At 59.2% G+C, this 25465-nt stretch carries 27 protein-coding genes; 16 read left to right on the top strand and 11 right to left on the bottom strand.

Annotated features, from left to right (window positions below; translation table 11 throughout):
* Positions 1-141: 141 nt before the first annotated feature.
* Entirely contained in the window at positions 142-1095 is a 954-nt protein-coding gene (locus ACPYOI_RS24825) for a hypothetical protein (protein WP_481423482.1), read from the bottom strand.
* A gap of 149 nt (positions 1096-1244) precedes the next feature.
* Here ACPYOI_RS24825 and ACPYOI_RS24820 point away from each other — a divergent pair, with 149 nt between their 5' ends.
* The 5 genes from ACPYOI_RS24820 to ACPYOI_RS24800 all read left to right on the top strand — a co-directional run bounded on the left by ACPYOI_RS24820 (position 1245) and on the right by ACPYOI_RS24800 (position 5643).
* Positions 1245-1892 carry a helix-turn-helix domain-containing protein gene (locus tag ACPYOI_RS24820; protein ID WP_481423481.1) on the top strand — a complete coding sequence of 216 codons (648 nt, stop codon included), beginning with the start codon at positions 1245-1247 and terminating at the stop codon, positions 1890-1892.
* 104 nt (positions 1893-1996) lie between these two features.
* A complete protein-coding gene (locus tag ACPYOI_RS24815) occupies positions 1997-2347 on the top strand; it encodes a hypothetical protein (protein WP_481423480.1) in 351 nt (116 codons plus the stop codon).
* Positions 2348-2974: 627 nt separating this feature from the next.
* On the top strand, positions 2975-4549 hold the full coding sequence (locus ACPYOI_RS24810) for a PAS domain-containing sensor histidine kinase (protein ID WP_481420158.1): 1575 nt from the start codon (positions 2975-2977) through the stop codon (positions 4547-4549).
* The gene (locus ACPYOI_RS24805) at positions 4542-5189 is read left to right on the top strand and encodes a response regulator transcription factor (RefSeq protein WP_481420159.1); all 648 of its coding nucleotides are present in this window, start codon (positions 4542-4544) and stop codon (positions 5187-5189) included. The genes ACPYOI_RS24810 and ACPYOI_RS24805 overlap by 8 nt, the downstream gene beginning before the upstream one ends.
* 76 nt (positions 5190-5265) lie before the next feature.
* The gene (locus ACPYOI_RS24800) at positions 5266-5643 is read left to right on the top strand and encodes a response regulator transcription factor (protein WP_481420160.1); all 378 of its coding nucleotides are present in this window, start codon (positions 5266-5268) and stop codon (positions 5641-5643) included.
* 1 nt (position 5644) lies between these two features.
* On the opposite strand, the gene ACPYOI_RS24795 is transcribed toward ACPYOI_RS24800, so the two are convergent.
* Complete coding sequence (locus ACPYOI_RS24795) at positions 5645-6430, bottom strand: TIM barrel protein (protein ID WP_481423479.1); 786 nt, start codon at positions 6428-6430, stop codon at positions 5645-5647.
* A 372-nt stretch (positions 6431-6802) separates the two neighbouring features.
* On the opposite strand from ACPYOI_RS24795, the gene iolE reads away from it, so the two are divergent.
* Both iolE and ACPYOI_RS24785 read left to right on the top strand, forming a co-directional pair.
* Positions 6803-7744, top strand: a complete 942-nt coding sequence (gene iolE / locus ACPYOI_RS24790; protein ID WP_481419504.1) for a myo-inosose-2 dehydratase — start codon at positions 6803-6805, stop codon at positions 7742-7744.
* The gene (locus ACPYOI_RS24785) at positions 7741-8913 is read left to right on the top strand and encodes a Gfo/Idh/MocA family protein (RefSeq protein WP_481419505.1); all 1173 of its coding nucleotides are present in this window, start codon (positions 7741-7743) and stop codon (positions 8911-8913) included. Before iolE ends, ACPYOI_RS24785 begins: the two co-directional genes overlap by 4 nt.
* 120 nt (positions 8914-9033) lie before the next feature.
* On the opposite strand, the gene hmpA is transcribed toward ACPYOI_RS24785, so the two are convergent.
* Together hmpA and ACPYOI_RS24775 are read right to left on the bottom strand one after the other, a co-directional pair.
* A complete protein-coding gene (hmpA, locus tag ACPYOI_RS24780) occupies positions 9034-10248 on the bottom strand; it encodes an NO-inducible flavohemoprotein (RefSeq protein WP_481423478.1) in 1215 nt (404 codons plus the stop codon).
* Between the two features lie 158 nt (positions 10249-10406).
* Entirely contained in the window at positions 10407-10814 is a 408-nt protein-coding gene (locus ACPYOI_RS24775) for a group III truncated hemoglobin (protein WP_481419507.1), read from the bottom strand.
* Positions 10815-10883: 69 nt separating this feature from the next.
* On the opposite strand from ACPYOI_RS24775, the gene ACPYOI_RS24770 reads away from it, so the two are divergent.
* Positions 10884-11345, top strand: a complete 462-nt coding sequence (locus ACPYOI_RS24770; RefSeq protein ID WP_481423477.1) for an RrF2 family transcriptional regulator — start codon at positions 10884-10886, stop codon at positions 11343-11345.
* 59 nt (positions 11346-11404) lie between these two features.
* On the opposite strand, the gene ACPYOI_RS24765 is transcribed toward ACPYOI_RS24770, so the two are convergent.
* The 3 genes from ACPYOI_RS24765 to ACPYOI_RS24755 form a co-directional block, all read right to left on the bottom strand.
* Positions 11405-11575 carry a hypothetical protein gene (locus ACPYOI_RS24765; protein ID WP_168833373.1) on the bottom strand — a complete coding sequence of 57 codons (171 nt, stop codon included), beginning with the start codon at positions 11573-11575 and terminating at the stop codon, positions 11405-11407.
* 189 nt (positions 11576-11764) lie between these two features.
* On the bottom strand, positions 11765-12115 hold the full coding sequence (locus ACPYOI_RS24760) for an EF-hand domain-containing protein (protein WP_168833374.1): 351 nt from the start codon (positions 12113-12115) through the stop codon (positions 11765-11767).
* A 16-nt stretch (positions 12116-12131) separates the two neighbouring features.
* Positions 12132-12374 carry a hypothetical protein gene (locus ACPYOI_RS24755; protein WP_481419509.1) on the bottom strand — a complete coding sequence of 81 codons (243 nt, stop codon included), beginning with the start codon at positions 12372-12374 and terminating at the stop codon, positions 12132-12134.
* 24 nt (positions 12375-12398) lie between these two features.
* On the opposite strand from ACPYOI_RS24755, the gene ACPYOI_RS24750 reads away from it, so the two are divergent.
* Together ACPYOI_RS24750 and ACPYOI_RS24745 are read left to right on the top strand one after the other, a co-directional pair.
* Entirely contained in the window at positions 12399-12656 is a 258-nt protein-coding gene (locus tag ACPYOI_RS24750; RefSeq protein ID WP_481419510.1) for a hypothetical protein, read from the top strand.
* A gap of 353 nt (positions 12657-13009) precedes the next feature.
* Positions 13010-13471: a ProQ/FINO family protein gene (locus ACPYOI_RS24745; RefSeq protein WP_481419511.1), complete on the top strand. Its 462-nt coding sequence runs from the start codon at positions 13010-13012 to the stop codon at positions 13469-13471.
* Between the two features lie 217 nt (positions 13472-13688).
* Here the strand turns inward: ACPYOI_RS24745 and ACPYOI_RS24740 are convergent, their stop codons facing one another.
* A complete protein-coding gene (locus ACPYOI_RS24740) occupies positions 13689-15017 on the bottom strand; it encodes an MFS transporter (protein ID WP_481419512.1) in 1329 nt (442 codons plus the stop codon).
* A 369-nt stretch (positions 15018-15386) separates the two neighbouring features.
* On the opposite strand from ACPYOI_RS24740, the gene cyoA reads away from it, so the two are divergent.
* The 5 genes from cyoA to ACPYOI_RS24715 are packed head-to-tail and all read left to right on the top strand — an operon-like array spanning position 15387 to position 20431.
* Positions 15387-16538 carry a ubiquinol oxidase subunit II gene (cyoA, locus tag ACPYOI_RS24735; RefSeq protein WP_481419513.1) on the top strand — a complete coding sequence of 384 codons (1152 nt, stop codon included), beginning with the start codon at positions 15387-15389 and terminating at the stop codon, positions 16536-16538.
* 39 nt (positions 16539-16577) lie between these two features.
* Positions 16578-18581: a cytochrome o ubiquinol oxidase subunit I gene (cyoB, locus tag ACPYOI_RS24730; protein ID WP_481419514.1), complete on the top strand. Its 2004-nt coding sequence runs from the start codon at positions 16578-16580 to the stop codon at positions 18579-18581.
* Between the two features lie 3 nt (positions 18582-18584).
* The gene (gene cyoC / locus ACPYOI_RS24725) at positions 18585-19217 is read left to right on the top strand and encodes a cytochrome o ubiquinol oxidase subunit III (protein ID WP_481419515.1); all 633 of its coding nucleotides are present in this window, start codon (positions 18585-18587) and stop codon (positions 19215-19217) included.
* On the top strand, positions 19214-19621 hold the full coding sequence (gene cyoD / locus ACPYOI_RS24720) for a cytochrome o ubiquinol oxidase subunit IV (protein ID WP_481419516.1): 408 nt from the start codon (positions 19214-19216) through the stop codon (positions 19619-19621). Before cyoC ends, cyoD begins: the two co-directional genes overlap by 4 nt.
* 48 nt (positions 19622-19669) lie before the next feature.
* Complete coding sequence (locus tag ACPYOI_RS24715; RefSeq protein WP_481419517.1) at positions 19670-20431, top strand: SURF1 family protein; 762 nt, start codon at positions 19670-19672, stop codon at positions 20429-20431.
* Here ACPYOI_RS24715 and ACPYOI_RS24710 read toward each other — a convergent pair.
* The 3 genes from ACPYOI_RS24710 to ACPYOI_RS24700 form a co-directional block, all read right to left on the bottom strand.
* Positions 20334-22343, bottom strand: a complete 2010-nt coding sequence (locus ACPYOI_RS24710; RefSeq protein WP_481419518.1) for a hybrid sensor histidine kinase/response regulator — start codon at positions 22341-22343, stop codon at positions 20334-20336. The genes ACPYOI_RS24715 and ACPYOI_RS24710 overlap by 98 nt on opposite strands.
* Before the next feature lie 79 nt (positions 22344-22422).
* The gene (locus ACPYOI_RS24705; RefSeq protein ID WP_481423476.1) at positions 22423-23829 is read right to left on the bottom strand and encodes an FAD/NAD(P)-binding protein; all 1407 of its coding nucleotides are present in this window, start codon (positions 23827-23829) and stop codon (positions 22423-22425) included.
* A gap of 238 nt (positions 23830-24067) precedes the next feature.
* A complete protein-coding gene (locus tag ACPYOI_RS24700) occupies positions 24068-25018 on the bottom strand; it encodes a cupin domain-containing protein (RefSeq protein ID WP_481418499.1) in 951 nt (316 codons plus the stop codon).
* 158 nt (positions 25019-25176) lie between these two features.
* On the opposite strand from ACPYOI_RS24700, the gene ACPYOI_RS24695 reads away from it, so the two are divergent.
* The coding region (locus tag ACPYOI_RS24695; RefSeq protein ID WP_481423475.1) for an FAD-dependent oxidoreductase at positions 25177-25465 on the top strand (289 nt) is incomplete at its 3' end.

Raw genomic sequence — 25465 nt, 5'->3', positions numbered from 1 at the left:
AAGATCAGCAGAAACTCTTCAGCGGCCTGCGCGCCTCGGGCATCGCCATCGACCCCGCACCAGCGCAGTGAGGACCGGCAACTATAGCAGGCCGAATGGTCCCCCGGCGAAGGGGACGTCCAATCGGCGTCGGCGCAACCGCTACAAGGCCGGCAACGCGCCGCTGATTTCACCAGTCTTGGAGATCTCTTCGGCGATCTGCGCGGCGATGTCATCCTCGACGTCAAGAATGGTCTGACCGCGCAGGTCCCGATCATACTCCCTCGCCCAAACGACCGTGCCATCGGAACTCTTTACCAGGCGGGCGTGCAGATGAAGGATCATGCCGTCGACCGCAACACTTCCCTGCAAGTTGACGAGCGATCCTGCCGATCCCTCGACGGAGCGGCTTGGAGCAAGTACGACGATCCCATCCACCTTCATAAGTTGCGTAATGAGCTGGTCGACGAGGCCTTTCGCGATCTCGGCGCCCCTTGGCCCGCCGAGCGTAGCGAGCGGTTCAACAACGATTTTGACTTCCTCCCTCAATGCTGATGCCGCAGGCGCCGGCGATGTTGCTGACGGCGTGAGGTAATCCTCAAGGGGGCGGATGAGAGCAAGCACGGCGACGATTCCGAAGATCGCGGCAACACCGATCGGCAGGAGCAGACCCCGATAGGTCACCAGCCACCCATCCCTGCGTTGAAGCGCCGGAGCCTTGCAGTTTACTGGGGCAGCCCCTCTCGCGCCGGAGTCTTGTCCGCGGCTATCAAAGCTTGGAGCATAGCCGCCCTTCGGGATGGTGATCCGCACGGGATCGTTGCCACCCGATATCAGATAATATCGTTCGAGCGCGCGGCGAATGCGACCGGCCTCGATGCGAACAACGGGATCGTTCTGCGCGTCGAAAGTGGCATCACGCCCGAACACCGCCTGTGCAATCGTATAAGCCTTCAGCTGCTCGCATCGTCCTTCGAGCGCCTCTTCGACAACATATTCCAGGAAGCGGCGTCCGCGTTCGGGAGCCTGGAATTCCGAACTGGCGAGTATGCGGGCAAGCTGCTCGCGGACTCTTCCAGGGTCTGCCTCGCCGTCTCCTTCGTCTTTCGATGCCATCGAAACCTCCTGCGACACTCATCAAGAGGGCGACCACTTTATACACCTATCCGTGGTTTCGAGCTTCCGTAGCAGTACGTAAGGGCTTCTTCGAATAGGCGGGCTTGCGGCAATTCGGTATCTTGCGACGTGTACGGGGGGCAGCGCAAATGTTTCAAAGCCATATCGTCGGGAAGCAAAAGTCTCCGGCATTCCCCGGTCACTACACGGTCGTGTCCGCGGCGTCGAAAGATCAGACCATCAGGCTTAAAGCCGATCAGACCATCTATAGTGAAGGCGAACATGCGCTGGCGATCTACCAGGTCGAAGCCGGAGCCGTCCGGATCTATCGGCTGATGGCTAACGGGCACAGGCACATTTTGTCCTTCTGCGGTAAAGGCGAGTGGTTCGGGCTCGAAAAGGGACAGGTTCGAAGCGATTTCGCGGAAGCGGTCTGCGAAACACGCATACAGCCGTTTCCTGCCAACCAAGATGCGGTCATCCCAATGGATCTTCTGAATATCGCCCTGACGAATCTTGCGAAAGCCCAGGAGAAACAACTCGTCATGACCGAACAAAGCGCATTGAAACGCGTCGCGGCCTTCGTTCAGGAGATGGCCGAACGTCATCCCGGAGAACCTGAATTTGACATGATGATGTCTCGCAGTGACATCGCCGACTATCTTGGACTGACAATCGAAACCGTCGCCCGTTCCTTCACCAAGCTTCGCGAAAGACGTATCGTTCGCCTTAACGGGAAACTGCAGCGATCGGTCCGGCTACTGGACCGGGACGCGCTAGTAGCACTCACGAACTAAGGGCCGAAGCGCAATGAGATCCGGAGGCCACACGGCTTCTGCCGACGAATGGCAAGAGGCGCTTTTTGACATTCATCTCAATAGCACATAGGGGGTTTGGATCGATGACATACGCATCCCGCCGACGGTCAAATGGCTTGCTCAAACTGGTTGTCGCACTGGTAGCCGGCGCATCACTTCCACTTCCTATCACTGATGCTCGCGCCCAAGATAATCTTCTTGCTCAGTTTCCGCTGGTCATCCATTGCAAGTACAAAGACACGCAGCATGTCTTCTATATCTCGAGGATTTCGCAAGAAGGTGTGGCGACCTACGTGGCATCGGATCGACTTGCCGGTACGATCACCTTGGACGGACAGGCAAAGGCAACGGGTGGCGAAGAGGGAGGCAGCTGCCTAGGCAAGACCCTTAAAGAACTTCGCGACGCTGGCCAAGCGTACGATCTGAAGCAGTAATCGCAGCGCTCTCAATAAGCTCCCATCGGCGACAAGGCTGCTCTTGCAGGCGCCGTCCGCCCTTCCAAGACTTGCGGCCGTTTGATGCCGCTCTTTCGTCGTCAGCCGCGCGTGCCTAGATTCGAAAGACACGGCATTTGGAAGCGGGTCGTGCCTCCTCCAAGACGTTCCCGCCGAGGCAACAAGCAATTTCGGGCTGCAGAGCGTCCGCACGAACCCAAACCTAAGTATAATTACGACATTCGCCGGATCGTCTTATCTTTAACTCGTCGCCTCGATCCCTCCCGAGGCCGGTAGCGACCGCAGCTACCACGACTTCGCGGCGTCCCCCTCCGTCCGAAGTCTGCGGATCTCCTCCCATTGATCCGCCAGACCGCCCCTTTGCCCCGGGGCGGTCTTTTTTTGGCCAAGCGGACCGGTAAATGCTGGTTCAGATTGGGTGTACCGGGATGGTCGGCAGTTGGCACGGACTAGCTTCCATTGCTGGTGACGGCCGCGCGGCGGAAGAGCTTATCCGGGCCGGACGTCTCGCGACTCTGAGGCCGATCTGTCCCAGACCTTTGTATAGCTTTGAACCAATGCCTGGCGTATTAAGGTTGCGATCAACATTTTGGATGGATGGGCAGAATGTTGGGTCTTCGGATCTCCCGGCTTTTTAATCGACGCAATACTGTCGGGCATGACGCTGCATTGGGCTTCGTAGCCGCCGTGCTGGCGGTGGCGGTTTTCTATGTCGATACCTTTACCAGCACCAGAATTGCCATTGCCGTCCTCTATGTAATTGTCCTGCTGCTTGCAGGCGATATCATGACACGCACCGGCATCTTAACGATTGCCTGCCTTTGTGGTGCGCTGACTCTCTTTTCTTATCTTTATTCCCATGGCCTCGGCGCAGACATCTCCGCGCTTTCGCGCATGGTCGTTTCGATTGCGGCACTGTCGATCACGGCGGCGCTTCTTCTGCGCAGCGAAGCCTTTCGTGCCGAACTCATCGGTAAGAACGCTGCCCTTCGAGAAAGTGAAGCCCGCTATCGCGCGATCTTCAATGAGGCGCGTGTTGCCCTTTGGGAGCGCGATTATTCGATGGTTCGCGCCCATCTTATGAACGTGAAAGCCGCTGGCGTTGAGGATCTTCGCGATTATCTCCGCTCAAATCCGGGAGAGATCATTCAGTGCATCGGGCTCATTCGTACCGTTGCTGCAAACGAAGGCGCTCGGGAATTGCTTGGACCAAAGGCATGCGAGCCTGGGGCTGGCCGCAATTTTATCGTGCCCGACAACTCCTTCATTGATCAACTGGTTGCGATCTTTTGCGGAGACACGCATTTCGAAGGCAAAGGCAATGTTACGACCGACGCCGGCGAGACGAAACTGGTCCTCATCAGCATCCGTTTCCCGGAAGATGCTGACGCCTTTCACCGTGTCGTCGTGGGGATGATCGACATAACGCAGCGCGAGCTCACTCAGCAGGCGCTCGTGGAAGCGCGGGCAGAATTGACCCGAGCGTCGCGTGCCGCCACCGTTGGTGCTCTTTCCGCTTCGCTAGCCCACGAGCTCAACCAACCGCTCGGCGCGATCGTCGTCAACTCCCGCACGCTGCTGCGCTGGCTGGATCGTGATCCCCCCGACCTTGCAGCCGTTCAGCGTTCGGCCGAGCGGATGATCCGCGACAGCCAGCGGGCCAGCGATATCATCCACAACACCCGTTCCATGTTGTCGCAGACAGAGCGACCGGCCGAGTGGATTGATCTCGAAAAGCTCGTGGAGGAGACCCAAACCCTCATGGATCATGAGTTCCAGCGCAGCACTGTGCTCCTTGAGACCATCGTGGGGGCGGATCTACAAGCGGTGAAGGCGGTTCGGCTCGAACTTCAACAGGTGCTGATCAACCTGATGACCAATGCCATGCAGGCCATGGCTGACTGCCCCCACCATCCGCGCAGGATCGAGTTGACGCTGGAGCGCAAGGACGAACATTCTGTTTGCATCTCGATACGCGACAACGGGCCGGGCATTCCCGAGGAAGCAATCGCCAAACTCTTCACCCCCTTCTATACTACCAAGGCTTCCGGCATGGGCATGGGTCTAACGATCTGCCGCAGCATGTTGGAGGCGAAAGGTGGCCGACTTGATGGATTCAATCACCCCGAAGGCGGTGCGGTTTTCGAGATTATACTGCCCATAGAGGACGATAATGCCTGAACGGAAACAGCAAGTTCCGTCAATGACGTCCATCGTTTACGTTGTTGATGACGATCTCTCGATGCGGGAGGCGCTGGTCGATCTCTTTCGGTCGATGCGTATGGAGGCCATTGCTTTCGAAAGCGCCGCAGATTTCCTTGATCGTGCAGACCTTGCAAGACCCGGATGCATTCTTCTCGACGTCCGATTGCCGGGATTGAGCGGCCTCGATTTCCAAGCACAACTCGAGCAGATGGGAAGTCGGCTGCCGATCATCTTCATGACGGGATTCGGCGACATCCCCATGAGCGTGAAGGCGATGAAGGCAGGAGCGGTGGATTTCCTCACGAAGCCCTTTCGCAATCAAGACATTCTCGATGCCGTAACCGCTGCCATAGAACGGAACGCCGCTGAGCGAAAGGAAGCCGCCGCCACAGAAGCCGTCGTCGCACTTGCGCAATCTCTCACTCCCAGGGAGCGGGAGGTCATGCGCGCCGTCGTCAAAGGCTTGATGAACAAGCAGATCGCCTACGATCTCGGCATCAGCGAGATTACGGTGAAGCTTCATCGAGGCAATGTCATGCGTAAGATGCAGGCAAAATCACTGGCCGACCTGGTCCGCCTCGCAGAGATCGCCCAGACGGCAATGCCTGAAACCTAGACTCATGTATGGTGTTAATTTGTTGTGCGCGGGAGCATAGTTAAGCAAAAAAGGCCCCCAGCAAGGTATTCTGTAATTGTCCCACACATCCACTATTGCAATCGTCGATGATGACGAGGCTATCAGGGAAGCCCTCGACGATCTCCTAAAGTCATGCGGTTATAGGAGTCGGCTTTTTTCCTCTGCTGAAGCCTTTCTTTCCGAAGCGGACCGCAGAACGATCGACTGCGTGCTTGTCGATGTGAAGATGTCCGGCCTGAGCGGCATCGAGTTGCAGGCCTTGCTCAGCCATGATCCTGCCCGGCCTCCGATGATCTTCATGACGTCCTACAAGGACGAGCGAACCCGATCGGCCGTCATGGAGGGTGGCGCTTTCGCCTTTTTGGGAAAGCCGGTCGACGTTACGCAATTGATGCATACGCTCGAAGAAGCACTTTGCAGCAAACGTTCATAAGTTAGAGAGATCGTCTGATATGCTCGATGCTTGCCTGAACCGCAGATTTCGGGTCAGGTAGCGCATGCACTTCTGTCGCGAAGGGCTCAAAGCTGTAGGGGCCCTCGAAGCCCGCTGCCGTCAGCGCCTTGATCTGGGCGATGTTTTCCAGCCGGTCGGAGGCATCCAGGAGCACGCGATGGGCATCGAGCATGTCGTCAACCGCGACATGCGGATCGACCACGCCGGAGACATGCACCAATCCCGTCCACTCCGGGTAGAACTGCGTCTCGCTGGCAAGGTGATGATGGAAGGTGTCGTGCACGAGCTTGTAAACGCCCTTGCCGTTCGCCGCTTCGATTGCCGCAATGGCTTCCTTCTTGGTGCGAAGGGACGATATCGGAAATCCGAGCGGCTCCACGAGGCCCGTCAGTCGCCGTTCTTCGAGGATCGGTTTCATCGCCTTCAGAGCTGCTACCACGGCATCGAATGAAACCTCGTTGCCGTCGTTGAGCGGGCACATCACCAAGGCCTTCGCGCCGCTCGCTGCTGCGTAGTCCGCAAGCTTCAGCGCCTTCCCGGGCAGATCGACAGACCAGACGTTAAAGGGATACAGAGCATTGATCGAAACGATCGTGACCCCGGCATTTTCGGCCGCAACCCTGACCGCCGCAGGATCGGTCGTCCCGACGATATCCGGCAGGTCGTTGCGGATCTCGACCTCGGAAATACCAAGCTCCCTTGCCGTAGCAAAGAACGCCTCAAGAGACAGGTTCGGGGCCGTGATATGGTTGATGGCAAAGCGCATGATTAGCCTCATTAATAAAGTGCCGGACGGGCGAGCAGCTTGATCGTAGCAGCATCGCCATCCGTCTCCTGCGCCAGAACCCAGCGCGTCCCGTGGCCGTTATAGCAGATTGTGCCGCGCTGCTCATTGATTGCTCCCCCTCTGCTTGCGCATCAGTGCCCAGCAAGGTTCACTATCTTGACCTGGCTGGCTTCAGCTCGACCAACGATGCCGGACAGATGTCCTTCATGCATGAATGCGGCCGCTCAATCCCCAGGACCTCAGGCAGTGCCGGGGAAAGCATCCGAGGCGCTTGTCCCGATGCGGACGGGCCAGCCGTTGTGATTGCACCGGATTGGTATTCATGACCAGCTATCGGAGGGGGAGACAGACATGACAACCAAGAAGCTTGCAGGACTGCCTCGCGGCGTTCGGCTCGCCGTGAGCCCGCTATCCTGGGCAAATGACGTGCTCGAGGATCTCGGCGCGGATATATCGCTCGAGACTTGCCTGAACGACGCCGCCGAGACGGGCTACCGGGGCGTCGAGCTGGGTCGGAAATTCCCGCGTAACGTCGAAGCCTTGCGGCCACTGCTGGAACGCCGCGGCCTTGCTCTGGCATCGGGCTGGCACTCCGGAAAACTCGCCGAACGCGGCGTCAAAGCGGAAATGGCGGCAGTCGACGCTCACGCTCACCTCTTGAGCTCGATGGGCTGCAAGGTCATGGTTTATGGCGAAGTCGCGATGATGGCGTCTGGCTTACCGCTCGATGAGCCGATGTCGAAGCGCGTCATCATGCCGAGAGAGGATGTCCCCGCCTATGCCGCACGGCTGACTGAATTCGGCAAGCGGCTCTCCGGTGAATATGGGCTCGCCCTCGCCTACCACCATCATCTGATGATGGTCGCCGAAACATTCGAGGAAATATCCACCCTCTTCGACCGGGCGGGCGCCGAGGTTGGCCTGCTGCTTGACACTGGGCACGCGGTAGCGGGCGGCTTCGACTACATGCGACTGGCCGAGCGTTTCGGCGATCGGATCGTTCACATTCATCTGAAAGACGTGCGAGGTTCCGTCATCGACAACGTTCGCAGGAGCGACCTGAGCTTCAATGGCGGCGTGTGCGCCGGCATGTTCACTGTGCCGGGCGATGGCATCGTCGATTTCGGCCCGCTCGCGCGCTTCGTCTTGACCAGCGGCTATCGCGGCTGGCTCGTAGTCGAGGCCGAGCAGGATCCGGCCATCGCGCCGCCGCGCCCTGCCGTGACGCGGGCTCTTTCTCATATCCTCAGCACCTTCGTCGCGCAAACAGCTGACCGGGAGAAAAAGCCATGACCAGGAAAACACTCAACATCGGCCTTATCGGTTCCGGTTTCATGGGACAGGCACACGCCGACGCATATCGCCGTGCGGGACTGCTTTACCGCGACCTGGCCGCCGTTCCGCACCTTTACACGCTGGCCGACGCCACGGACGATCTTGCGGCGGCAGCCGCAGCCCGCTTCGGTTTTGAAAAGAGCACCGGCGACTGGCACAAGCTTGTCGACGATCCGAACGTCGACATCGTCGACATCACTTCGCCCAATGCCATGCACCATCAGATGGCGCTGGCGGCGATCGCCGCCGGCAAGCATGTCTATTGCGAAAAGCCGCTCTCGGTCACGCTCGCGGAAGCCGAAGAAATGGCCGCCGCCGCCAAGGCCAAAGGCGTCAAGACGATGGTTGCCTTCAACAACATCAAGACGCCCGCTGCCATGCTTGCCAAACAACTGATCGATCGAGGCGACATTGGCACGCCGATGCGCTTCCGGGGATGGTTCGACCAGGGCTTCTTCAACGATCCAGACCTGCCGTTCTCCTGGCGCTGCACCCGCAAGGAAGCCGGTTCCGGAGCACTCGGCGATCTCGGCAGCCATGTGATTTCCGTGGCCCAGTATCTGGTGGGCGACGTCGAAGGCGTCATCGCCCAGACGCAGACCTTCTTTCCGACGCGACCTATCCCGCAAGGCGGTTCCGGTTATGGCGCCAGGGCTGGAGCTGACGCACCACGCGCCGCGGTCGAAAACGAAGACCAGATCCAGGCCCTGGTGCGCTTCAAGAATGGCGCCGGCGGCACGATCGAGGCCTCGCGCGTCGCCGCCGGCAAGGTCTTCGGCGTCTATTGGGAAGTCTCCGGCACGCAAGGCACCATCATCATGGACGGCGAACGCTTCAATGAGTTGAAGATTTCCCGGTTCAACGACCCGAAGCCGGATCGCGGCTTCAAAACGATCTATGCGGGCAGCCAGGTGCCGCAATTCTCAGCCTTTTTCGGCTTCGATTTCGCCGGCGGCGGCCTCGGCTATTTCGACGTCAAGGTCATCGAGGTTCGCGATCTCATCGACGGCATCATCAACGATTCAGATTGCTTTCCGAACTTTCAGTTCGGCCTTGCGAACGAGCGCATCATCGATGCGATGGAGCGCTCGCTCGAGACAAACACCTGGCAACGCATCGCCGATTGATCAGCGGAGAAATCGCCTGCTCATCGTGGGAGGTATCTTGTCGTTTGTTGCGACTTTCCGGCAGGAACAGTCGCGAACGCATGGTGAAGCCGGGACGAGTAACTCGTCCCGGCGGTATCCTTAAGCGGCGAGAAGTTCATCCGCCGGACCAAAGAATTCATAGTGAATGCGGTCCTGCGGCACGCCTGCGCGGGCGAGACCTCCGACCAATGCACCCAGAAACGGCTTGGGGCCGCAGAGATAGAAGTCCGCGGATGCGAATGGCGTGTTATCCTGAAGCCAACCGACCGTAACAAGACCATCATGGTCATGCGAATAGCCGGCGGCATCGGCGCCCGAGGGGTCACTATAGAAGGTTCGAACGGCAACACGCCCATGTGTCTTTGCAAGCGATCTTACGTGGCGATCCATTGCCTGGGTTGAGCTATTGAGTGCCCCGTGTACGAAATGCGCTTCCAAGTCCGGATATTCGGAGGCGATGGCTTCGAGCATGCTGACCATGGGGGTGAGGCCCACACCGCCCGACAAGAGGATGACGGGCCGCGCCGGTTCTTCGGGAAGATAGAAATCGCCGGCTGGCGGCGTCGCTTCCAGCGTGCTGCCCACTTGTACGTGATCGTGCAGATAGATCGATCCGCCCTGTCCGGCGGCTTCCCGCTTCACCGAAATGCGATAATGCTCGTCATTGGGACCGCACGAGATTGAGTAATTTCGCTTGATCTGCGTGCCATCTGGCAGCTTGATGCGGAAGGTAAGGTATTGCCCGGGCCTGTGTCTGATGACCGAACCGCCATCGGTCGGGCGGAGAACGAAGGACGTGATGACCTCGCTTTCTTTCACCTTCTCGCTCACCGTGAATGAACGCCAGCCATCCCATCCTCCGGCCGCCGCTGTGATTTCAGATCGAATTTGTGATTCACGTTCCTTGAGAATCTCGGCCAGAAACCAATAGGCCTCTCCCCAGGCGCTGATGAGCTCCGGCGTCGCCGCTTCGCCCAGAACGTCGGCAATCGCAGAAAGCAAGGCTTTGGCAACGAAGGGGTAGTGTTCAGGCAGAATGTTATAGCCAATATGCTTGTGGGCAATCCGTTCCACGATTGGTCCGAGCCCACCCAGGTTCTCGATGTTTTGGGCGTAGACCAGGATTGCCGTCGCGAGCGCTTTAACCTGCGATCCGCCCTCGCCCTGATTTGCGTGATTGAACAACTCGCGGATGTGATCGTCCTGGAGCAGGATCGCATACATGCGTTTTGTAATTTCGCCTCCATGGACTGCCAGCGCCGGAACGCTTTGTTTTACGAGCGCAATGGTGTGAGGAGAAAGAGGTTTCAGCATGCGATGTCCTTTCTTAGACTTGCTGGAAAGTTGCGGGTTTCCGATCGTAGAACTCGATCGCGAGTGTTACGGAACCGACGAGCTCTAGATGATGCGGGGTTTCGGGCGGGGTTGCTCCAGGATGGCTTTCATCAAGGACGATCCCAGGTGAAAGCGTCTTATCCCGGTGTCGAATGGGGCCGCTCTTGACGCGGATCAGCAGAACCCGGTCGAGAGCCATGGATTGCGGTGGCTAGGCGGCCGGCGATGCGTCTGGCCTTAGCCTGCATGGTGGCCGCAGACTGCGGAGGCAGAATCTCTTTCGTGGTGATCTCCCAAAGTCCGAGCCACCGGTCGAACATCTCGGGTCGGATGCGGTCGGCATGCAGCAGGTGCATCAAAATGGGGTTGCCCTTATAGCGGCCGCTCATCAGCATCACCGATGACCAGAATTCGCCAAGCCGCTCGAGGTGCTCATCCCAATCCTCGACCGCCGCAAAGACAGGCCCCAGCAGCTCGTCCTTACGAACCCGTTGGTAAAATCTGCCGAGTACCGCGGAGATCTGTTGTTCGGTTACCAATTCCATCAGCGCATCCATGCCCAAAAACATGCATCTGGAATGCATCTATAACGATCGGATAAAACATGCTAATGAATGCATCTTTTCCGGACCGGTCTTTTTGACGCAGGCATGATGATGAAACTGACACGCTATACCGACTATGCAATTCGCGCGCTTTTGTTTCTGGGCGCGCGCGAGGGCGAGCTATGCTCGATCCGCGAAATTGCCGAAACTTTTCGAATATCCCAGAACCACCTCATGAAGGTCGTTCAAGATCTTGTAAATGCTGGGTTTATCGAATCCGTGCGCGGCAGGAACGGCGGTATTCGGCTGCATCAGCCTGCCGAAGATATCAACTTGGGCGCTCTCCTGCGGCATACCGAAGGCCTGACCGGCCTGCTCGAATGTTCCGAGTGTCCTGTCGCGCCCGCCTGCGGCATGCCTCCCGTTCTTGCAGAAGCGACGAAGGCCTTTGTTGCGGTGTTCGATCGTTACAGCGTCGCCGATCTGGTTCGGCGCAAGACCGATCTGCGCGCATTGCTGGTTGCGGCGTAAGACCATGCGCTCGGTGGTGCGCCGATGGCCGCAAGCGATGTGACGTCGCCTTCGTCCGCTCAATCATTCGTGGCAATGAAAAAGCCCGGCGCGGGGAGGAGATGCGCCGGGCTTCGATAGGTGACCGACAGCTTGGGAGGAGGAGTGCTGTCCGTCAAGCCGAAGCGCTTCGGGAGGAGGTGAATCGCTTCGATCACCGGCGATGTAATGCTGCGGCGCAACAGGTTCAAGAGCGATCTTGCCGGTGCGACACTATGGCAGCCGGAGGCGCGTTTCCCGCGGAACCAGCGGCCCATCCACTTTGATCGTTCCCGGCGATGGACGCTTTTTGCGGATCACACATGCGGCTGAAACCGCGTCACGGCGACCGCGACGCGGTTTCAGTCGGCTCACTCAAATCGAAAATTGATACGCGCGTTCTATTGCAGGCTGCCGTCCCCGTTGCGATCGGCCGTCTTGAAGTCCGCCATCACCCTGTTCAGGAACTCGTTCTGGGTTACCTTGCCGTCTCGGTTGGCATCGGCGGCGGCAAATTGCTTGGCATTGAGAACCCTCGCCTCGTCGGGACTGAGACTGCCGTCCTTGTTCTTGTCGAGGTTCGAGAAAGCCGTGGTCATGAACGCCTGGTATTCGGATCGATCCACCGCGCCGTTGCCATCACGGTCGATCTGATTCATTTGGCCTTGGTTCATGGCCAGCGGTCGATCCTGCGCCCAGACCGCAACGGTCTGGGCGCATGCGAATGCCGTCAACAGGATTACTCTTTTCATCATTCGGCCCTTCGCATCAGCTGCAGGTTAAGGCGCTGCCAGCCGCAGTACCCAGCACAGCGCCGCCGCCAACGGCCCACAGCTGACCAGTTCCCGCGCCGATGGTCGCTCCGAGGAGACCGCCGACGACCGCGCCGCCAACGGATCCGGCCATGCAGCCGAACTCCCCGTACCGTCCCCCTTGGGATGTTGAACCAGATTGGCAGCCTGACAAGGCAAGGCCGCCCGCGAGAATGAGAGTAATCGTGCGAATGCTCATTTTCCCTCCTCCAGGTTCTAGGGTATGTCTTATCTGGGCCCTTTCATTCAGAGGTCAAGTCCGCTCGTGCAGTTCCGCGTCATTCCGGAACGGGTTTACCGAAGGGCGGTCTGGATATTCTACGGACTTACATTTGGACAGATTGTCGTGAACGTCACGACACTCGCGCTGATCTTGCCGCTGATCGCAGCACTTGCGTATATGTCGCTTGTCGGCCTGATGTATCTTTCACAGCGCGCCACCAGGACGTCCGACGCGCTCGGTTTTTGGCTGAAGCGGTGAAAGGTAGGCACCGAGGGAACCGCGTCCATCGTTTGGCCATATAGAGGCCCATGGTACTCGTTTAATCGGGAGCCTGAAGATCGCAGCGCCCAAGCATTCATCGGCCAACTCGCAATCTACGCGGTCGATTCCTCCGAGCAAACCCCCGGGGCATGTTCAAACTGCCGGCATTCTCGGCGGCTATATACCGTGCCTGGTTCAAACTCCGCGATCTGCCGTTGCCAGGCCCACTCTTGATTCACATATGTCGGAGGCAGCCAAGAGAAGGGCATGCAGGCAATTAGGATCTACGATCCGTATCATACAGCATTCATCGTTCTTTCCTATGACACGAGAAAAATGGGAGCCTATCGATGACCAAACCCTGGACGGCCAGCATCAGCCCGATTACGGCAAACGAGGCCGCCATTCGAAAAGCAGAGGCGATTAACGCCCTGCTTGTTCGCCCGATCGACGTTCTCCCGGCAAAGGTCGGTGATGAAATCCGCCCATTTGCACTTGGGCTCTGGAATGAGATTCGACCCTTGCTCAAGCCCGATGCCGGCGTGACCGCACTGAGGAAGGCGACCGGCGCCTACCTTCATTCCAAGCGCTACTATTTTGCCTCGGCCCAACCCGGCTCCATGCGCCACGACATCCACGGCGCGCCGGTCGAGGAGCTGTCTGCCGCGGACCGTCAGGCCGCTCAAGCACGTTACCTCAGCCTCAAGCGAGCCGACGACAAGCCCGCAGCCCAACCGCAACCACCAGCAAGTAAGGCCGATCAGATCCGGGCCGGCCTCCTTGCCCGCCGCGTATCCATAGCGAAAGGATGATCGCCGCAAAATTGCTTCCTTCACATCCGGCTTCATCCCGAAACAAATCCTGCAGACTCGTCTCATCTATCTGACAGCACGCCGCAATTCCCATTCAGACGGGCTGATTGCAACGCTTCGGAGGCGGCCAATGCATTCTGATCCGAGCCCTACCGCGGGAGCTTCCAGACGCGCGCTCCGAAGCCACTCTCGTCATCCGGCCCTATGCGTTCATTTTCTATTCGCGCTGCTCCAGCGCCTTGCTGAAGGCAAGCGCGGCAAGCGTGCAGATGGCACCCGACAGCAGGTAATATCCCACAAAAGGCAAGCCGAAGCGGCTGGCTAGGCTGAGTGCCACAAGCGGAGCAAAACCGGCACCCACGAGCCAGGCGAGGTCCGACGTAAAGGCGGCGCCCGTGTAGCGATAGCCGCGGCCGAATCGCGAAGAGATCGAGCCCGTCGCCTGGCCAAACGACAGACCAAGAACGCCGAAGCCGATGATAACGAATGCGTCAAGGCCGGTATCGCCGGCGGCGATCATCATCGGACCAATGAACGAGAAGATCGCGATCAGCAGCGCGCAGACGGCGAGTTGGCCGCGGCGGCCGATACGATCGGCAATCAGCCCTGAAGCGATGATCGCGGCTAAGCCCACCAGGGCTCCGATGATCTGGACGACCATGAACGCGTCCAGCGACTGGGTACCGTGCAGACTCACCCAACCAAGGGGGAAGATCGTCACGAGATGGAACATCGCGAAGCTCGCGAGCGGTACGAAAGCGCCGAGCAGGATATCGCGACCGTGAATCCGAAAAACCTCGAGGATAGGCGCGGCCTCCAGCTCATTCTGTTCGAGAAGCGTGCCGAACTCCTTCGTCATGACCAGGCGCAAGCGTGCAAAGAGCGCCACGACGTTGATGGCGAAGGCGACGAAGAACGGATAGCGCCAGCCAAAGGAGAGGAAATCGTCATTTGAGAGATTGGTGATGAAGTAGCCGAACAGGATGCTCGCCAGCGCAAAGCCGATCGGCGCGCCGAGCTGTGGGATCATCGCGTACCAGCCACGGTGTCTGGGCGGCGCGTTCAGAGCCAGCAACGACGCAAGACCGTCCCAGGCGCCGCCAAGAGCAAAGCCCTGACCAAGACGAAAGAGTGCAAGGAGCGCCACAGACCAGTAGCCGATCTGGTTATAGCCCGGCAGGAAGGCGATAGAGGCAGTCGAGCCGCCGAGAAGGAAGAGCGCGATCGTCAGCTTTGTGCCGCGGCCGTAAAAGCGGTCAATCGTCATGAAGACGACGGAACCGACAGGACGGGCAAGAAAAGCCAGCGAGAAGATTGCAAAGGAATAGAGCGTCGCCGTCAAACGGTCGGGCGCGAAGGGGAAGACAAGCTGCGGGAAGACAAGGACCGATGCGAGACCGTAGACGAAGAAGTCGAAGAATTCGGACATGCGCCCGATGACCACGCCGATGGCAATACTGCCCGGCGAGACAGGTCTGTCGTCGTGATATTTTCGCGCGTCCCGTTCCAGCGCGGTCGATGACGGTCCGTAGTGCACTCCAGCCATTTAACGCCTCCTCGTCAATGTGCTTGCGGCAAACTGCCTCAGGATGATCTTGATGAAACCTGCAAGGTTATCAAGTCCGAATGACGTAAATAGTTCATCTCGTGTTTTCGAAATTGTATCCACGCAGGGAAATTGTATCTGCGTATGGAAATGCGCCGGGCGACGCGCGTGCCAGCAGGGCAGGACTCGTCGATTCGCGTTGCGCGCCCATGTCCCGGCCAATCGTACCAGAGGCATCTGCGTCGAATAGCGCAGCGAGCGTTTCGGGCTGTTCCGGCATCTTTGCTGCAGTGCGACGAAACACCCCATACCGCTAACGGCCAGCCTCCTTTAGTGGCTGCATGGTCGAAACGAGAAGAGCTTTCAAAAGTGCCAAGACTATTAAAGATTTCAAGCCGCTTATCCGTATTGCCGCTGATCCTCCTGCTTGCCGGCTGCAATATGGTTGTTATGGCCCCCTCCGGCGATATCGCTGTTCAGCAGCGTGATCTCATCATCGTCTCCACCGTCCTGATGCTGCTGATCATCGTACCGGTCATCTTCCTCACGCTGTTCTTTGCCTGGCGGTATCGCCAGTCGAACACCGAGGCGACATATGATCCCGACTGGCATCATTCGACCCGTCTCGAAGTTGTCATCTGGTCGGCGCCGCTCGCCATCATCATCGCCTTGGGCGCGGTGACCTGGATCAGCACCCACCAGCTCGATCCGTACCGGCCGCTCGGCCGGCTTGATTCGGAGCGAACCGTTCCGGCAGACGCCAAGCCGTTGAACGTGGAAGTCGTGGCGCTCGACTGGAAATGGCTGTTCTTCTATCCCGATCTCGGCATCGCGACGGTCAACGAGCTGGCAGCTCCGGTCGACACGCCTATCAATTTCAAGATCACCGCCTCTTCGGTTATGAACTCGTTCTACATACCGGCTCTGGCAGGTCAGATCTATGCGATGCCGGGCATGCAGACGCAGCTTCACGCCGTTATCAACCATCCGGGCGAATTCGAGGGATTATCGGCGAACTACAGCGGCCCCGGCTTTTCCGGCATGCACTTCAAGTTCCATGGTCTCAGCCAGGCCGATTTCGACCAGTGGGTTCAAAACGCGAAGACACAAGGCACGCCACTCAGCCGAGACGCCTACCTGAAGCTTGAAAAGCCCAGCCAGAACGAACCCGCTCGGTATTATGCATCGTTCGACAACGGTCTCTACAATGCCATCCTCAACCTGTGCGCCACTCCCGGCAAGATGTGCATGAACGAGATGATGCACATCGACATGATGGGCGGCGCTGGCAAGGAGAGCCACGAAAATCGCGAGCGCCTGATTCAGGACGCAGCTCCGATCGACGAGTTCGGCTCGCCCAATCAGGAACGCTACTTCGGGCCTGAAGCCTCAGTACAAGGTGACGATGCGCCTAAGGCGGAAACTGCCCACGACATGCCAATGTCTCATTCGGACATGTCATCCATGCCCGGCATGGACATGTCCGGCGGCGACCACGCGCATCCGAGCAACAGCAACTGACGCCTGGCGTCGAAGATATCAAACGAACAGGCTTACATCATGTTTTCCAATCCCGACCTTATGAAGTTCGTCTTTGGACGGCTGACGCTCGACGCGATCCCGTACCACGAGCCGATCCTCGTCATGACATTCATCGGCGTCGCAATCGGCGGCCTCGCCGTCCTCGGGCTCCTCACCTATTTCCGTCTTTGGGGTTCGCTCTGGAACGAATGGATCACCAGCATCGATCACAAGAAGATCGGCATCATGTACATCGTGCTGGCGGTGATCATGCTCCTGCGCGGCTTTTCGGATGCGATCCTGATGCGCCTGCAGCAGGCGGTCGCCTTCAATGGCAACCCCGGCTATCTGCCGCCGCACCACTATGATCAGATCTTCACCGCCCACGGCGTCATCATGATCTTCTTCGTGGCGATGCCGCTGGTGACGGGTCTCATGAACTTCGTCGTGCCGCTGCAGATCGGCGCCCGCGACGTCTCGTTCCCGTTCCTCAACAACTTCTCGTTCTGGATGACCACGGCCGGCGCAATCATCGTCATGATTTCGCTCTTCGTCGGTGAATTCGCCCGTACCGGCTGGCTCGCCTATCCGCCGCTTTCCGATGCGGCCTACAGTCCAGGAGTGGGCGTCGACTACTACATCTGGGGTCTGCAGATCGCCGGTATCGGGACGCTGCTGTCGGGCATCAACCTGATCGCCACCATCGTCAAGATGCGCGCGCCGGGCATGACGATGATGAGGATGCCGGTCTTCACCTGGACGGCACTGTGCACCAACGTCCTGATCGTGGCATCCTTCCCGGTCCTGACCGCCGTCCTCGCCCTGCTGTCTCTCGACCGCTACGCCGGCACGAACTTCTTCACCAACGACCTCGGCGGCAATCCGATGATGTACATCAACCTCATCTGGATCTGGGGCCATCCCGAAGTCTACATTCTCATCCTTCCCGCCTTCGGTGTGTTCTCCGAGGTCGTGGCGACCTTCTCCGGCAAGCGGCTGTTCGGCTACGCCTCGATGGTTTACGCCACCGTCGTCATCACCATCCTCTCCTACCTCGTCTGGCTGCACCACTTCTTCACCATGGGCTCGGGCGCCAGCGTCAACGCCTTCTTCGGCATCACGACCATGATCATCTCGATTCCCACGGGTGCGAAGATGTTCAACTGGCTGTTCACGATGTATCACGGCCGTATCCGCTACGAGCTGCCGATGTATTGGACGATCGGCTTCATGGTCACCTTCGTGATCGGGGGCATGACCGGGGTGATGCTTGCCGTGCCGCCGGCCGACTTCGTGCTGCACAACTCACTCTTCCTTATCGCCCACTTCCACAACGTCATCATCGGCGGCGTGCTGTTTGGCATGTTTGCCGGCATCAACTACTGGTTCCCGAAGGCCTTCGGCTTCAAGCTCGATGCGTTCTGGGGCAAGATGTCCTTCTGGTTCTGGCAGATCGGCTTCTGGTTTGCGTTCATGCCGCTCTACATCCTCGGCCTGATGGGCATTACCCGCCGCGTGAACCACTTCGACGATCCGTCCCTGCAGATCTGGTTCGTCATCGCCGCCTTCGGCGCAGTTCTGATTGCGATCGGAATTGCCTGCTTCCTCATCCAGCTTGTCGTCAGCTTCGTCAGGCGCGAGGAGTTGCGCGACGTGACCGGCGATCCGTGGAACGGCCGTACGCTGGAATGGTCGACCTCGTCTCCGCCGCCCGCATATAACTTTGCGTTCACGCCGATCATCTACGATCACGACAGCTGGTGGGATATGAAAAAGCGCGGCTACAAGCGCCCGACAGATGGCTTCATACCGATCCACATGCCGAAGAATACGGGTACCGGCTTTATCCTCGGCGTCATAGCCATTGCCTTCTCGTTCGGCATGATCTGGTACATGTGGTGGCTGGCCGCCGTTACCTTTGTCGCAATGATCGCCATCGCGATCGGCCACACCTTCAACTACAAGCGTGACTTCTACATCCCGAAGGAAGAAGTCACCACCACCGAAGCGGAGCGCACCAGGCTGCTCCCAGGACAGGTATAAACCATGACGACGACCTACGCTAAAACCGCCACCGAGGCCGACAAGGCGCCCGTCTTCTACATGACGGAGGAGCATCATCCCGAAGGGAGCACAATGCTCGGCTTCTGGATGTACATCATGAGCGACTGCCTGATCTTTGCAGTCCTCTTCGCCACCTACGCCGTGGTCGGCCGCAACTATGCGGCCGGACCTTCGCCTGCCGATCTCTTTGAGCTGCCGATCGTCGCCGTCAACACGACGATGCTGCTGCTGTCTTCGATCACCTATGGCTTTGCGATGCTGCAGATGCAGAAGCAGAATATGGGGGCGACGCTGAAATGGCTTGCGATCACCGGCATCTTCGGCGCCATCTTCGTCGGGCTTGAGCTCTACGAATTCACGAACCTCATTCTTGAGGGCGCCGGCCCGCAGCGCAGCGCCTTCCTCTCGGCCTTCTTCACGCTGGTCGGCACCCACGGCCTGCACGTAACGATCGGTATCGTCTGGATGATCACGCTGATGATCCAAGTCCGCCGGCGCGGCCTGATCGCCGAAAACAAGCGCCGCCTGATGTGCCTCAGCATGTTCTGGCACTTCCTTGACGTTGTCTGGATCGGCGTCTTTTCCTTTGTTTACCTGATCGGAGTTGTCGGATGAGCTCGAATGTAACCACGCACGGGAACGGTCACGACGCCCATCACGATCATGGACACGGACATGGCCATGAGGCCAGCCACGGCACCTTCAAGAGCTACATGACCGGCTTTGTTCTCTCCGTGATCCTCACGGCGATACCTTTCTGGCTGGTCATGGGCCACGTCTTCGACAGTAAGTCCACGACGGTAGCGCTGATCATGATCTTCGGCGCCATCCAAATCGTCGTGCACATGATTTATTTCCTGCATCTCGATACGAAGTCGGAAGGCGGGTGGAACATGATGGCGTTCATCTTCACCCTCCTCATCGTGGTGATTGCCCTCAGCGGCTCGCTCTGGGTCATGTATCACCTCAACGCCAACATGATGCCCATGTCTCCGGAAATGATGAAGAACATGCCATAACGGCATCGAACGGGCGGCGGCAACGCCGCCCGTTCCGGTTTTGGAACCATGACAGACACCTTCGCCAAACCCCAACACAGGCGTCGATCGCCGATCAAGCTCGCAATGTTCTGCGGCCTCATGCTGCTGTCGATCGCAGGCTTTGTCGCGCTTGGCATCTGGCAGGTGGAGCGGCTCTCCTGGAAACTCGACCTCATCGCCCGCGTCGATCAACGCGTGCATGCTGAGCCGGTTCCGGCGCCGACCGGAAGGCCGGCCAATGCTGCCGATGACGAATACCGCCACGTTACAGCAACCGGCACGCTGCAGAACGGCAAGGAAACGTTAGTCTACGCCTCAACCAAATTGGGGCCCGGCTACTGGGTCATGACCCCGCTGGTGCTTTCCGATGGCACGGCGATCCTGATCAATCGCGGCTTCGTGCCGACGGACAAGCGCGATCCCGCCACGCGGCCCGGGAGCCAGCTTTCCACTCCGGTTACGATCACCGGACTGCTGCGGATGACCGAACCGAAAGGCTCGTTGTTGCAATCGAACGATCCAGCGGCGGGCCGCTGGTATTCCCGCGACGTCGCGGCAATCACGGCAGACAAGAATGTCGCTAACGCCGCTCCCTATTTCATAGATGCGGATGCGACACCCAATCCCGGTGGGTTGCCAGTCGGCGGGCTGACGCGGGTCGTGTTTCCGAACAGTCACCTCAGCTATGCGATCACATGGTTTGCCCTTGCGCTGATGGTAGCGGGACTGCTGGCTTTTGTGATCCGTAGTGAGATCCGGGCGAACAGGCCGAAGCAATCGTCCGGCTGATCGCTTCCGCAAGTTGTGCCTGTGAAAACGGCTTGCCGAGCCGCGGCAGATCGGTGAGACCACCGCCAGGAGGGATGTCCGCATAACCGGTTGCGAGGACGATGGGCATTTCCGGCCATCTGCGGCGGATTGCCTCCGCAAGCTGCGCACCGGTCATAAGCGGCATGGCATGATCGGAGATCACAAGATCAACCGGCTCGGCGGAGAGGATGGCCAGCGCATCGGCGCCTGACGTCGCGTCGATGACCTGGTGGCCAAGGTCCTCGAGCATCAAGACCGTATTCATCAGGACAAGGCTGTCGTCATCGACGGCCAGGATGCGGAGAGAGCGCTCGGAGCCGGGCTGCACCGCCGGTTCCTCGATGTCTCTCGCGGATTCGGACTCTTGGGCAAAGACTGCCGGGAACCACAGTTCGACAACGGTGCCTTCTCCCACGTCACTTTTCAACACCAGCTCGCCGCCTGATTGCGCAACAAGCCCTTGGACCATCGACAGACCAAGACCGGTGCCCTTCCCGACGCCCTTTGTCGTGAAGAAGGGCGTCGTCGCCTGTTCGAGCGTCTTTTCATCCATCCCTTCGCCGTGGTCGATGACCGACAGGCAGAGGTAAGCACCGGGAGCCAGTGTCCCTTTCTTGCTCTCGATCGTCCGCTCGTCCGCCCTCACGATCACGCGTCCGCCGTCCGGCATCGCATCACGCGCATTCACCACGAGATTGAGAACGGCCGCTTCGAGCTGGTTCGGATCGCTGGCGATTCCAGGAAGGCTTTGTGGCACTTGGATGTCCAGGATCATCAGCGGCCCCAGCGCGCGGCGCAACATGTCCGCCATACCGTCCATGAGGCTCGTAACATCGATGCTTTCGAACGCGAGCTCCTGGCGCCGTGAAAAGGCAAGCATTCGCTGCGTCAAGGCGGCGCCGCGCTGAGCGCCCTGGATCGCATTGTCGACGAGCGGCAGGATCCCAGGCTCCTTCGGCAGACGCTTCTTCAGTATCTCGAGGCTGCCCAATACGGCCATCAGCAGATTGTTGAAGTCGTGGGCGATCCCCCCGGTAAGCTGGCCGATCGCTTCCATTTTCTGGGCTTGGAACAGCTCCTCACGAGCCTGCTCGAGCGCTCGCTGCGTTTCCCGCTTCTCGGTAATGTCACGAGTGATTTTGGCAAAGCCTATGACACGGCCGAAATCGTCCTTGATGGCGTCGAGGACGACGCTTGCCCAGAAACGGCTGCCATCCTTGCGCTGGCGCCAACCTTCCTTCTCGAAACGGCCATGCTTTCGGGCCGCGTCGAGAGCCTTTTGCGGGTCACCTGCTGCGCGATCTTCTTCGGTATAGAACGTTGAAAAGTGCTTGCCGATGATCTCTTCCGCCGAATAGCCCTTGATACGTTCGGCGCCGGAATTCCAGCTGCTGACGCTTCCATCCGGATCAAGCATATAGATCGCGTAGTCGGAGACGCCCTGGACCAGAATACGGAACTGCTGTTCGCTGCGCTTCAGCGCGCCCTCGGCCTCCCTGCGCTCCGTCAGGTCGCGTGTGATCTTGGCGAAGCCGACCAGCTTTCCGACGGGACTCCGGATCGGATCGATGATCACGTGGGCCCAGAAGCGACTGCCATCCTTGCGCTGACGCCAGCCCTCGCCCTCGAAGCGCCCTTCGCGTTCCGCAATCGCAAGTGCTCTTTGGGGTAGGCCCGCCACCCGGTCTTCGTCGAGATAGAAGCGCGAGAAATGCTGACCGATAATCTCCGCCTGCTGATAGCCCTTGAACCGCTGGGCTCCGGCATTCCAGCTCACGACGTATCCATCGGGGCTCAGCATGTAGATGGCATAGTCAGTGATGGCATCCACAAGCAACCGAAAGCGACCCTCATCCACGAGAGACACGTCATATCGATCAACAACTTCCATAATGCCCCCAAACGACACCACACCAGACGCTTTAAACTGCGTAAAGCGAGAAATGGTTCCCAGGGAAAGCGAAATAATTTCAAATAGCTCTGCTTTGAGGATAGAGCTGCTGGCCAATCCTGTTGGCGGCTGCATATGCCTGACTGACGATCTCAGGAACCAGATCGATATCCGGCAGGCTGCCAAGGCCGAGCGGACCGATTGCGAAGAGGCCATTCACCGTCGATCCGTCCTCGAGGCATGGCTCGCCGCGCTCATTGACGGCAAGGCCAAGCGAAAGCTCGTCCGGCGCCGCCAGGCCCGAGGTGATGAGGCTCTGTATCAACGGCATAGCCAGATCCGGTCGCCTGCAGCGGCAATCGAAAACGCGTTCCGCATAAATCACCTCCTCGACGTTCGATCCGGCCGGCGTGAAGAAGATGCCGCTGAGTCCCCTGCGCCCGGCAGTGCCGCAGCGAAGACCGGTATTGCCGGAAGCTAGCTCCTGCTTCAGGCGCAGGTACATCGCCTCGGGCAGGCGATTGCGATGGCTGTCGTAGATCGCACGCAGATGCCGGTTGAACTGTCGTTTCTGATGTGCAGGCAGCGAACGCCAAAGGGATCGCGCATGCTTGCGCAGGCCGTTCATCACCGATTGCCAGCTACGGCCCTGCTCTTCCGCTTGGCGGCAGGCGGTGCGTATAAAACGCACAATGTCCGGCAGGCTTTGCGGCAGCTCCTCTGCGGGAAAGACCGGGTCGGCGGAATTCGGCGTATGGCTCTGGGGCAGGAAACCGCGTTTCGAGACAATGGTGATCTGCCCGGTGTAGCCGCCGTCGCGCAGTTGCAGCAACTGATCGACGACGCGAATGCCGCTTCCGAGCAGAACCGTATGCGGCCGGGCGACGAGGCGTTGCGCCCGCACCGGCGAGTAATCCTCCGCTTCCGGCTCACGCTCGGACAAGCCATAGCCGGTTGCCAGGATAACGCTGTCAAAGAGCCGATTGGTGGGGGTGGCACTTTCGAGGAGGAAGCGGTTTGCCTGGCCTCTGCGGATAGAGGCAACCGGCTCGGGAGTGACCTGTACGGTGATATCCTTGCGGGTAGCGAGCGCTTCGGAGAAGCGCTGATAGACGTAATCGCTGAAAAGCTCCCTGGGCACGAAAATCTGGCGGAAACCCGGGATCGCCGCGGGCACGGCAGCGCGGAATTCCGCGTTGCTACAGAGCCAGTCATTGAAATCATCGGCATCGCCGAGCGCCACAGAAAGATCGCGGACGCGGCTGTTGAGGATCGTCGAAGCGCGCGCCGACGACAGTGCCTGCCCCCCGCTGACCGAGGAATTCGGATCGAAAAGCTGCAGATGGAACGGCGTCCGCACCGTCTTCATCAAGGCAATTGCGCTCATCATGCCGGAAAAGCCACGGCCAACGATCGCGATCCGCGGTATGGCCGAACGAGGGGCGGCCGCATTGATTTTCGAGGCAAAAAGGCTCTGAACCGTCATCTCAACTCCCTTGCGGTCTGTGCCCGCATCGCGTCTCGATCAAGGTTTCAACGCAGGAATACCAGCTCATGCGTTGATTAGGTTCGCTAGTCACAACGAGTGAAGCTTATTGGTTCGCGCCGAACCGGGCAAAAGGCGCACAGGCCATGCCGCACGCGGCGGTATAGTCTATTAAACTAGTCGTGTATCAAAGCGCGAAAAAGGGCGGGTGGCAAGTTTTTTGTTTCCGAAGCCTCCCTCACGCCAGCGATGCGCGGCGCCATTGCGCCGGCGTGAGCCCCATCCGCTGTTTAAAAACCCGCTGGAATGCGGCCTCGGACTGGTAACCGGCGGCCTCGGCCACTGCCGCCGTGGAAACGCCCGGCTGCTTCAGCCTATTCGCGGCGATCGTCATGCGGATATCCAGGAGCAGATCGGTCGCACTGCGGCCGAGCTTCTCCTGAAAATGCCGCGCCAGCGTCGCCCGCGACATGTTGCAGAGGCGCGCGAGCGCCGGCAGCGTCCATGGCTCCTCCGGCCTCTGGAACATGGCTGCGAGCGCCGGCGCAAGGCGCGGATGACCGGCAAGTGACAGGAGGCCGACGGGCGCCTCCTGCGTTTGTCCGGCCATGCGCAACGCCAATGTAAAGAGCGCGGCCGAGAATGCATTCAGCATCGCCTGCCCGCCCAGGCTCTCGCGATCCGATTCCCCGCGCATGAGGGAAACGAGGGCTGCCAACTGGTCGCTCGTCGCTCCCTCCTCGCCCGCCCGAGACTGCGCCTGCCCACGTACGATCATCACTGAAGGCAGGTAGCTGCCCAGCAATCGATCATGCGGAGAGGCGAGAATGAAGCGGCCGCAAAGCAGGTCCAGGCGGTCCTCCGTTCCCGCATTGTCGCTGAATGTTTGATTGACGCCGGGCCGATATCGCACCGGAAGGGGGGTGGCGCCGCTGCCGTCGTGCAGCCGATGGGCCGCACCGGTCGGAAGCAGCACGATATCGCCTGCCTCGAGACGCCGCCGCGGACCGCCGGCGAAATCCTCAACGATCGCGGAGCCGACAAGGACTACATGATAGGGGATCTCTCCGGGTGGTGAAGGGTCATAGACTACCTGCCACGGGGCGCCATAGAGGCAGCGGACCTCCACGCGGCCGCTGACGGGCACCATGTGAAGAAGACGGCTCAGCCAATCGATGGGAGGCGACATTTTGAACCTACGATGATGAGACGAATGAGCATGTTATTGAGCTGCGATAATATTACACAACTCACAACCTTTTCGTAAAGTGCCACTGTAATCAATGGCCGTTGTGAACGTCAGCAATCGAGCCGCTTCAACGGATGGCAACTCAGGAGGATTAACTCATGTCCCAGACTGAAGAACATTTCGATATCGTGATCCTAGGCAGCGGCCAAGGCGGCAAGCTGCTTGCCTGGCACCTTGCCCGCTCCGGCAAGAAAGTCGCCGTCGTCGAGCGCCGCTGGGTCGGCGGTTCATGCCCGGCGGTCGCTTGTCTGCCCAGCAAAAACGAAGTCTGGAGCGCGCGGGTGGCGCATCTGGTCCGCAACGCCGATCATTTCGGCACCGTCACCGGCCCGGTGGCGACCGACATGAGGAAGGTGCGCGGTCGCAAGCAGGACATGGTCGAGCGTG

It is taken from the genome of Rhizobium sp. SVR5-2C (assembly GCF_056755115.1).
The sequence above is the reverse complement of the archived record's forward strand: the minus strand, read 5'-3'. Positions and strand labels throughout refer to the sequence as shown.

Bases quoted from the DNA above. Each gene is read 5' to 3' on its own strand.
- ACPYOI_RS24745 (WP_481419511.1), top strand. From the start codon at position 13,010: ATGACCAAACCCTGGACGGCCAGCATCAGCCCGATTACGGCAAACGAG.
- cyoB (WP_481419514.1), top strand. From the start codon at position 16,578: ATGTTTTCCAATCCCGACCTTATGAAGTTCGTCTTTGGACGGCTGACG.
- ACPYOI_RS24805 (WP_481420159.1), top strand. From the start codon at position 4,542: ATGCCTGAACGGAAACAGCAAGTTCCGTCAATGACGTCCATCGTTTAC.
- cyoD (WP_481419516.1), top strand. From the start codon at position 19,214: ATGAGCTCGAATGTAACCACGCACGGGAACGGTCACGACGCCCATCAC.
- ACPYOI_RS24825 (WP_481423482.1), bottom strand. From the start codon at position 1,095: ATGGCATCGAAAGACGAAGGAGACGGCGAGGCAGACCCTGGAAGAGTC.
- hmpA (WP_481423478.1), bottom strand. From the start codon at position 10,248: ATGCTGAAACCTCTTTCTCCTCACACCATTGCGCTCGTAAAACAAAGC.
- ACPYOI_RS24785 (WP_481419505.1), top strand. From the start codon at position 7,741: ATGACCAGGAAAACACTCAACATCGGCCTTATCGGTTCCGGTTTCATG.
- ACPYOI_RS24760 (WP_168833374.1), bottom strand. From the start codon at position 12,115: ATGAAAAGAGTAATCCTGTTGACGGCATTCGCATGCGCCCAGACCGTT.
- ACPYOI_RS24810 (WP_481420158.1), top strand. From the start codon at position 2,975: ATGTTGGGTCTTCGGATCTCCCGGCTTTTTAATCGACGCAATACTGTC.
- iolE (WP_481419504.1), top strand. From the start codon at position 6,803: ATGACAACCAAGAAGCTTGCAGGACTGCCTCGCGGCGTTCGGCTCGCC.
- ACPYOI_RS24715 (WP_481419517.1), top strand. From the start codon at position 19,670: ATGACAGACACCTTCGCCAAACCCCAACACAGGCGTCGATCGCCGATC.
- ACPYOI_RS24700 (WP_481418499.1), bottom strand. From the start codon at position 25,018: ATGTCGCCTCCCATCGATTGGCTGAGCCGTCTTCTTCACATGGTGCCC.
- cyoC (WP_481419515.1), top strand. From the start codon at position 18,585: ATGACGACGACCTACGCTAAAACCGCCACCGAGGCCGACAAGGCGCCC.
- ACPYOI_RS24775 (WP_481419507.1), bottom strand. From the start codon at position 10,814: ATGGAATTGGTAACCGAACAACAGATCTCCGCGGTACTCGGCAGATTT.
- ACPYOI_RS24755 (WP_481419509.1), bottom strand. From the start codon at position 12,374: ATGAGCATTCGCACGATTACTCTCATTCTCGCGGGCGGCCTTGCCTTG.
- ACPYOI_RS24815 (WP_481423480.1), top strand. From the start codon at position 1,997: ATGACATACGCATCCCGCCGACGGTCAAATGGCTTGCTCAAACTGGTT.
- ACPYOI_RS24710 (WP_481419518.1), bottom strand. From the start codon at position 22,343: ATGGAAGTTGTTGATCGATATGACGTGTCTCTCGTGGATGAGGGTCGC.
- ACPYOI_RS24795 (WP_481423479.1), bottom strand. From the start codon at position 6,430: ATGCGCTTTGCCATCAACCATATCACGGCCCCGAACCTGTCTCTTGAG.
- ACPYOI_RS24705 (WP_481423476.1), bottom strand. From the start codon at position 23,829: ATGACGGTTCAGAGCCTTTTTGCCTCGAAAATCAATGCGGCCGCCCCT.
- ACPYOI_RS24740 (WP_481419512.1), bottom strand. From the start codon at position 15,017: ATGGCTGGAGTGCACTACGGACCGTCATCGACCGCGCTGGAACGGGAC.
- ACPYOI_RS24820 (WP_481423481.1), top strand. From the start codon at position 1,245: ATGTTTCAAAGCCATATCGTCGGGAAGCAAAAGTCTCCGGCATTCCCC.
- ACPYOI_RS24770 (WP_481423477.1), top strand. From the start codon at position 10,884: ATGCATCTTTTCCGGACCGGTCTTTTTGACGCAGGCATGATGATGAAA.
- ACPYOI_RS24750 (WP_481419510.1), top strand. From the start codon at position 12,399: ATGTCTTATCTGGGCCCTTTCATTCAGAGGTCAAGTCCGCTCGTGCAG.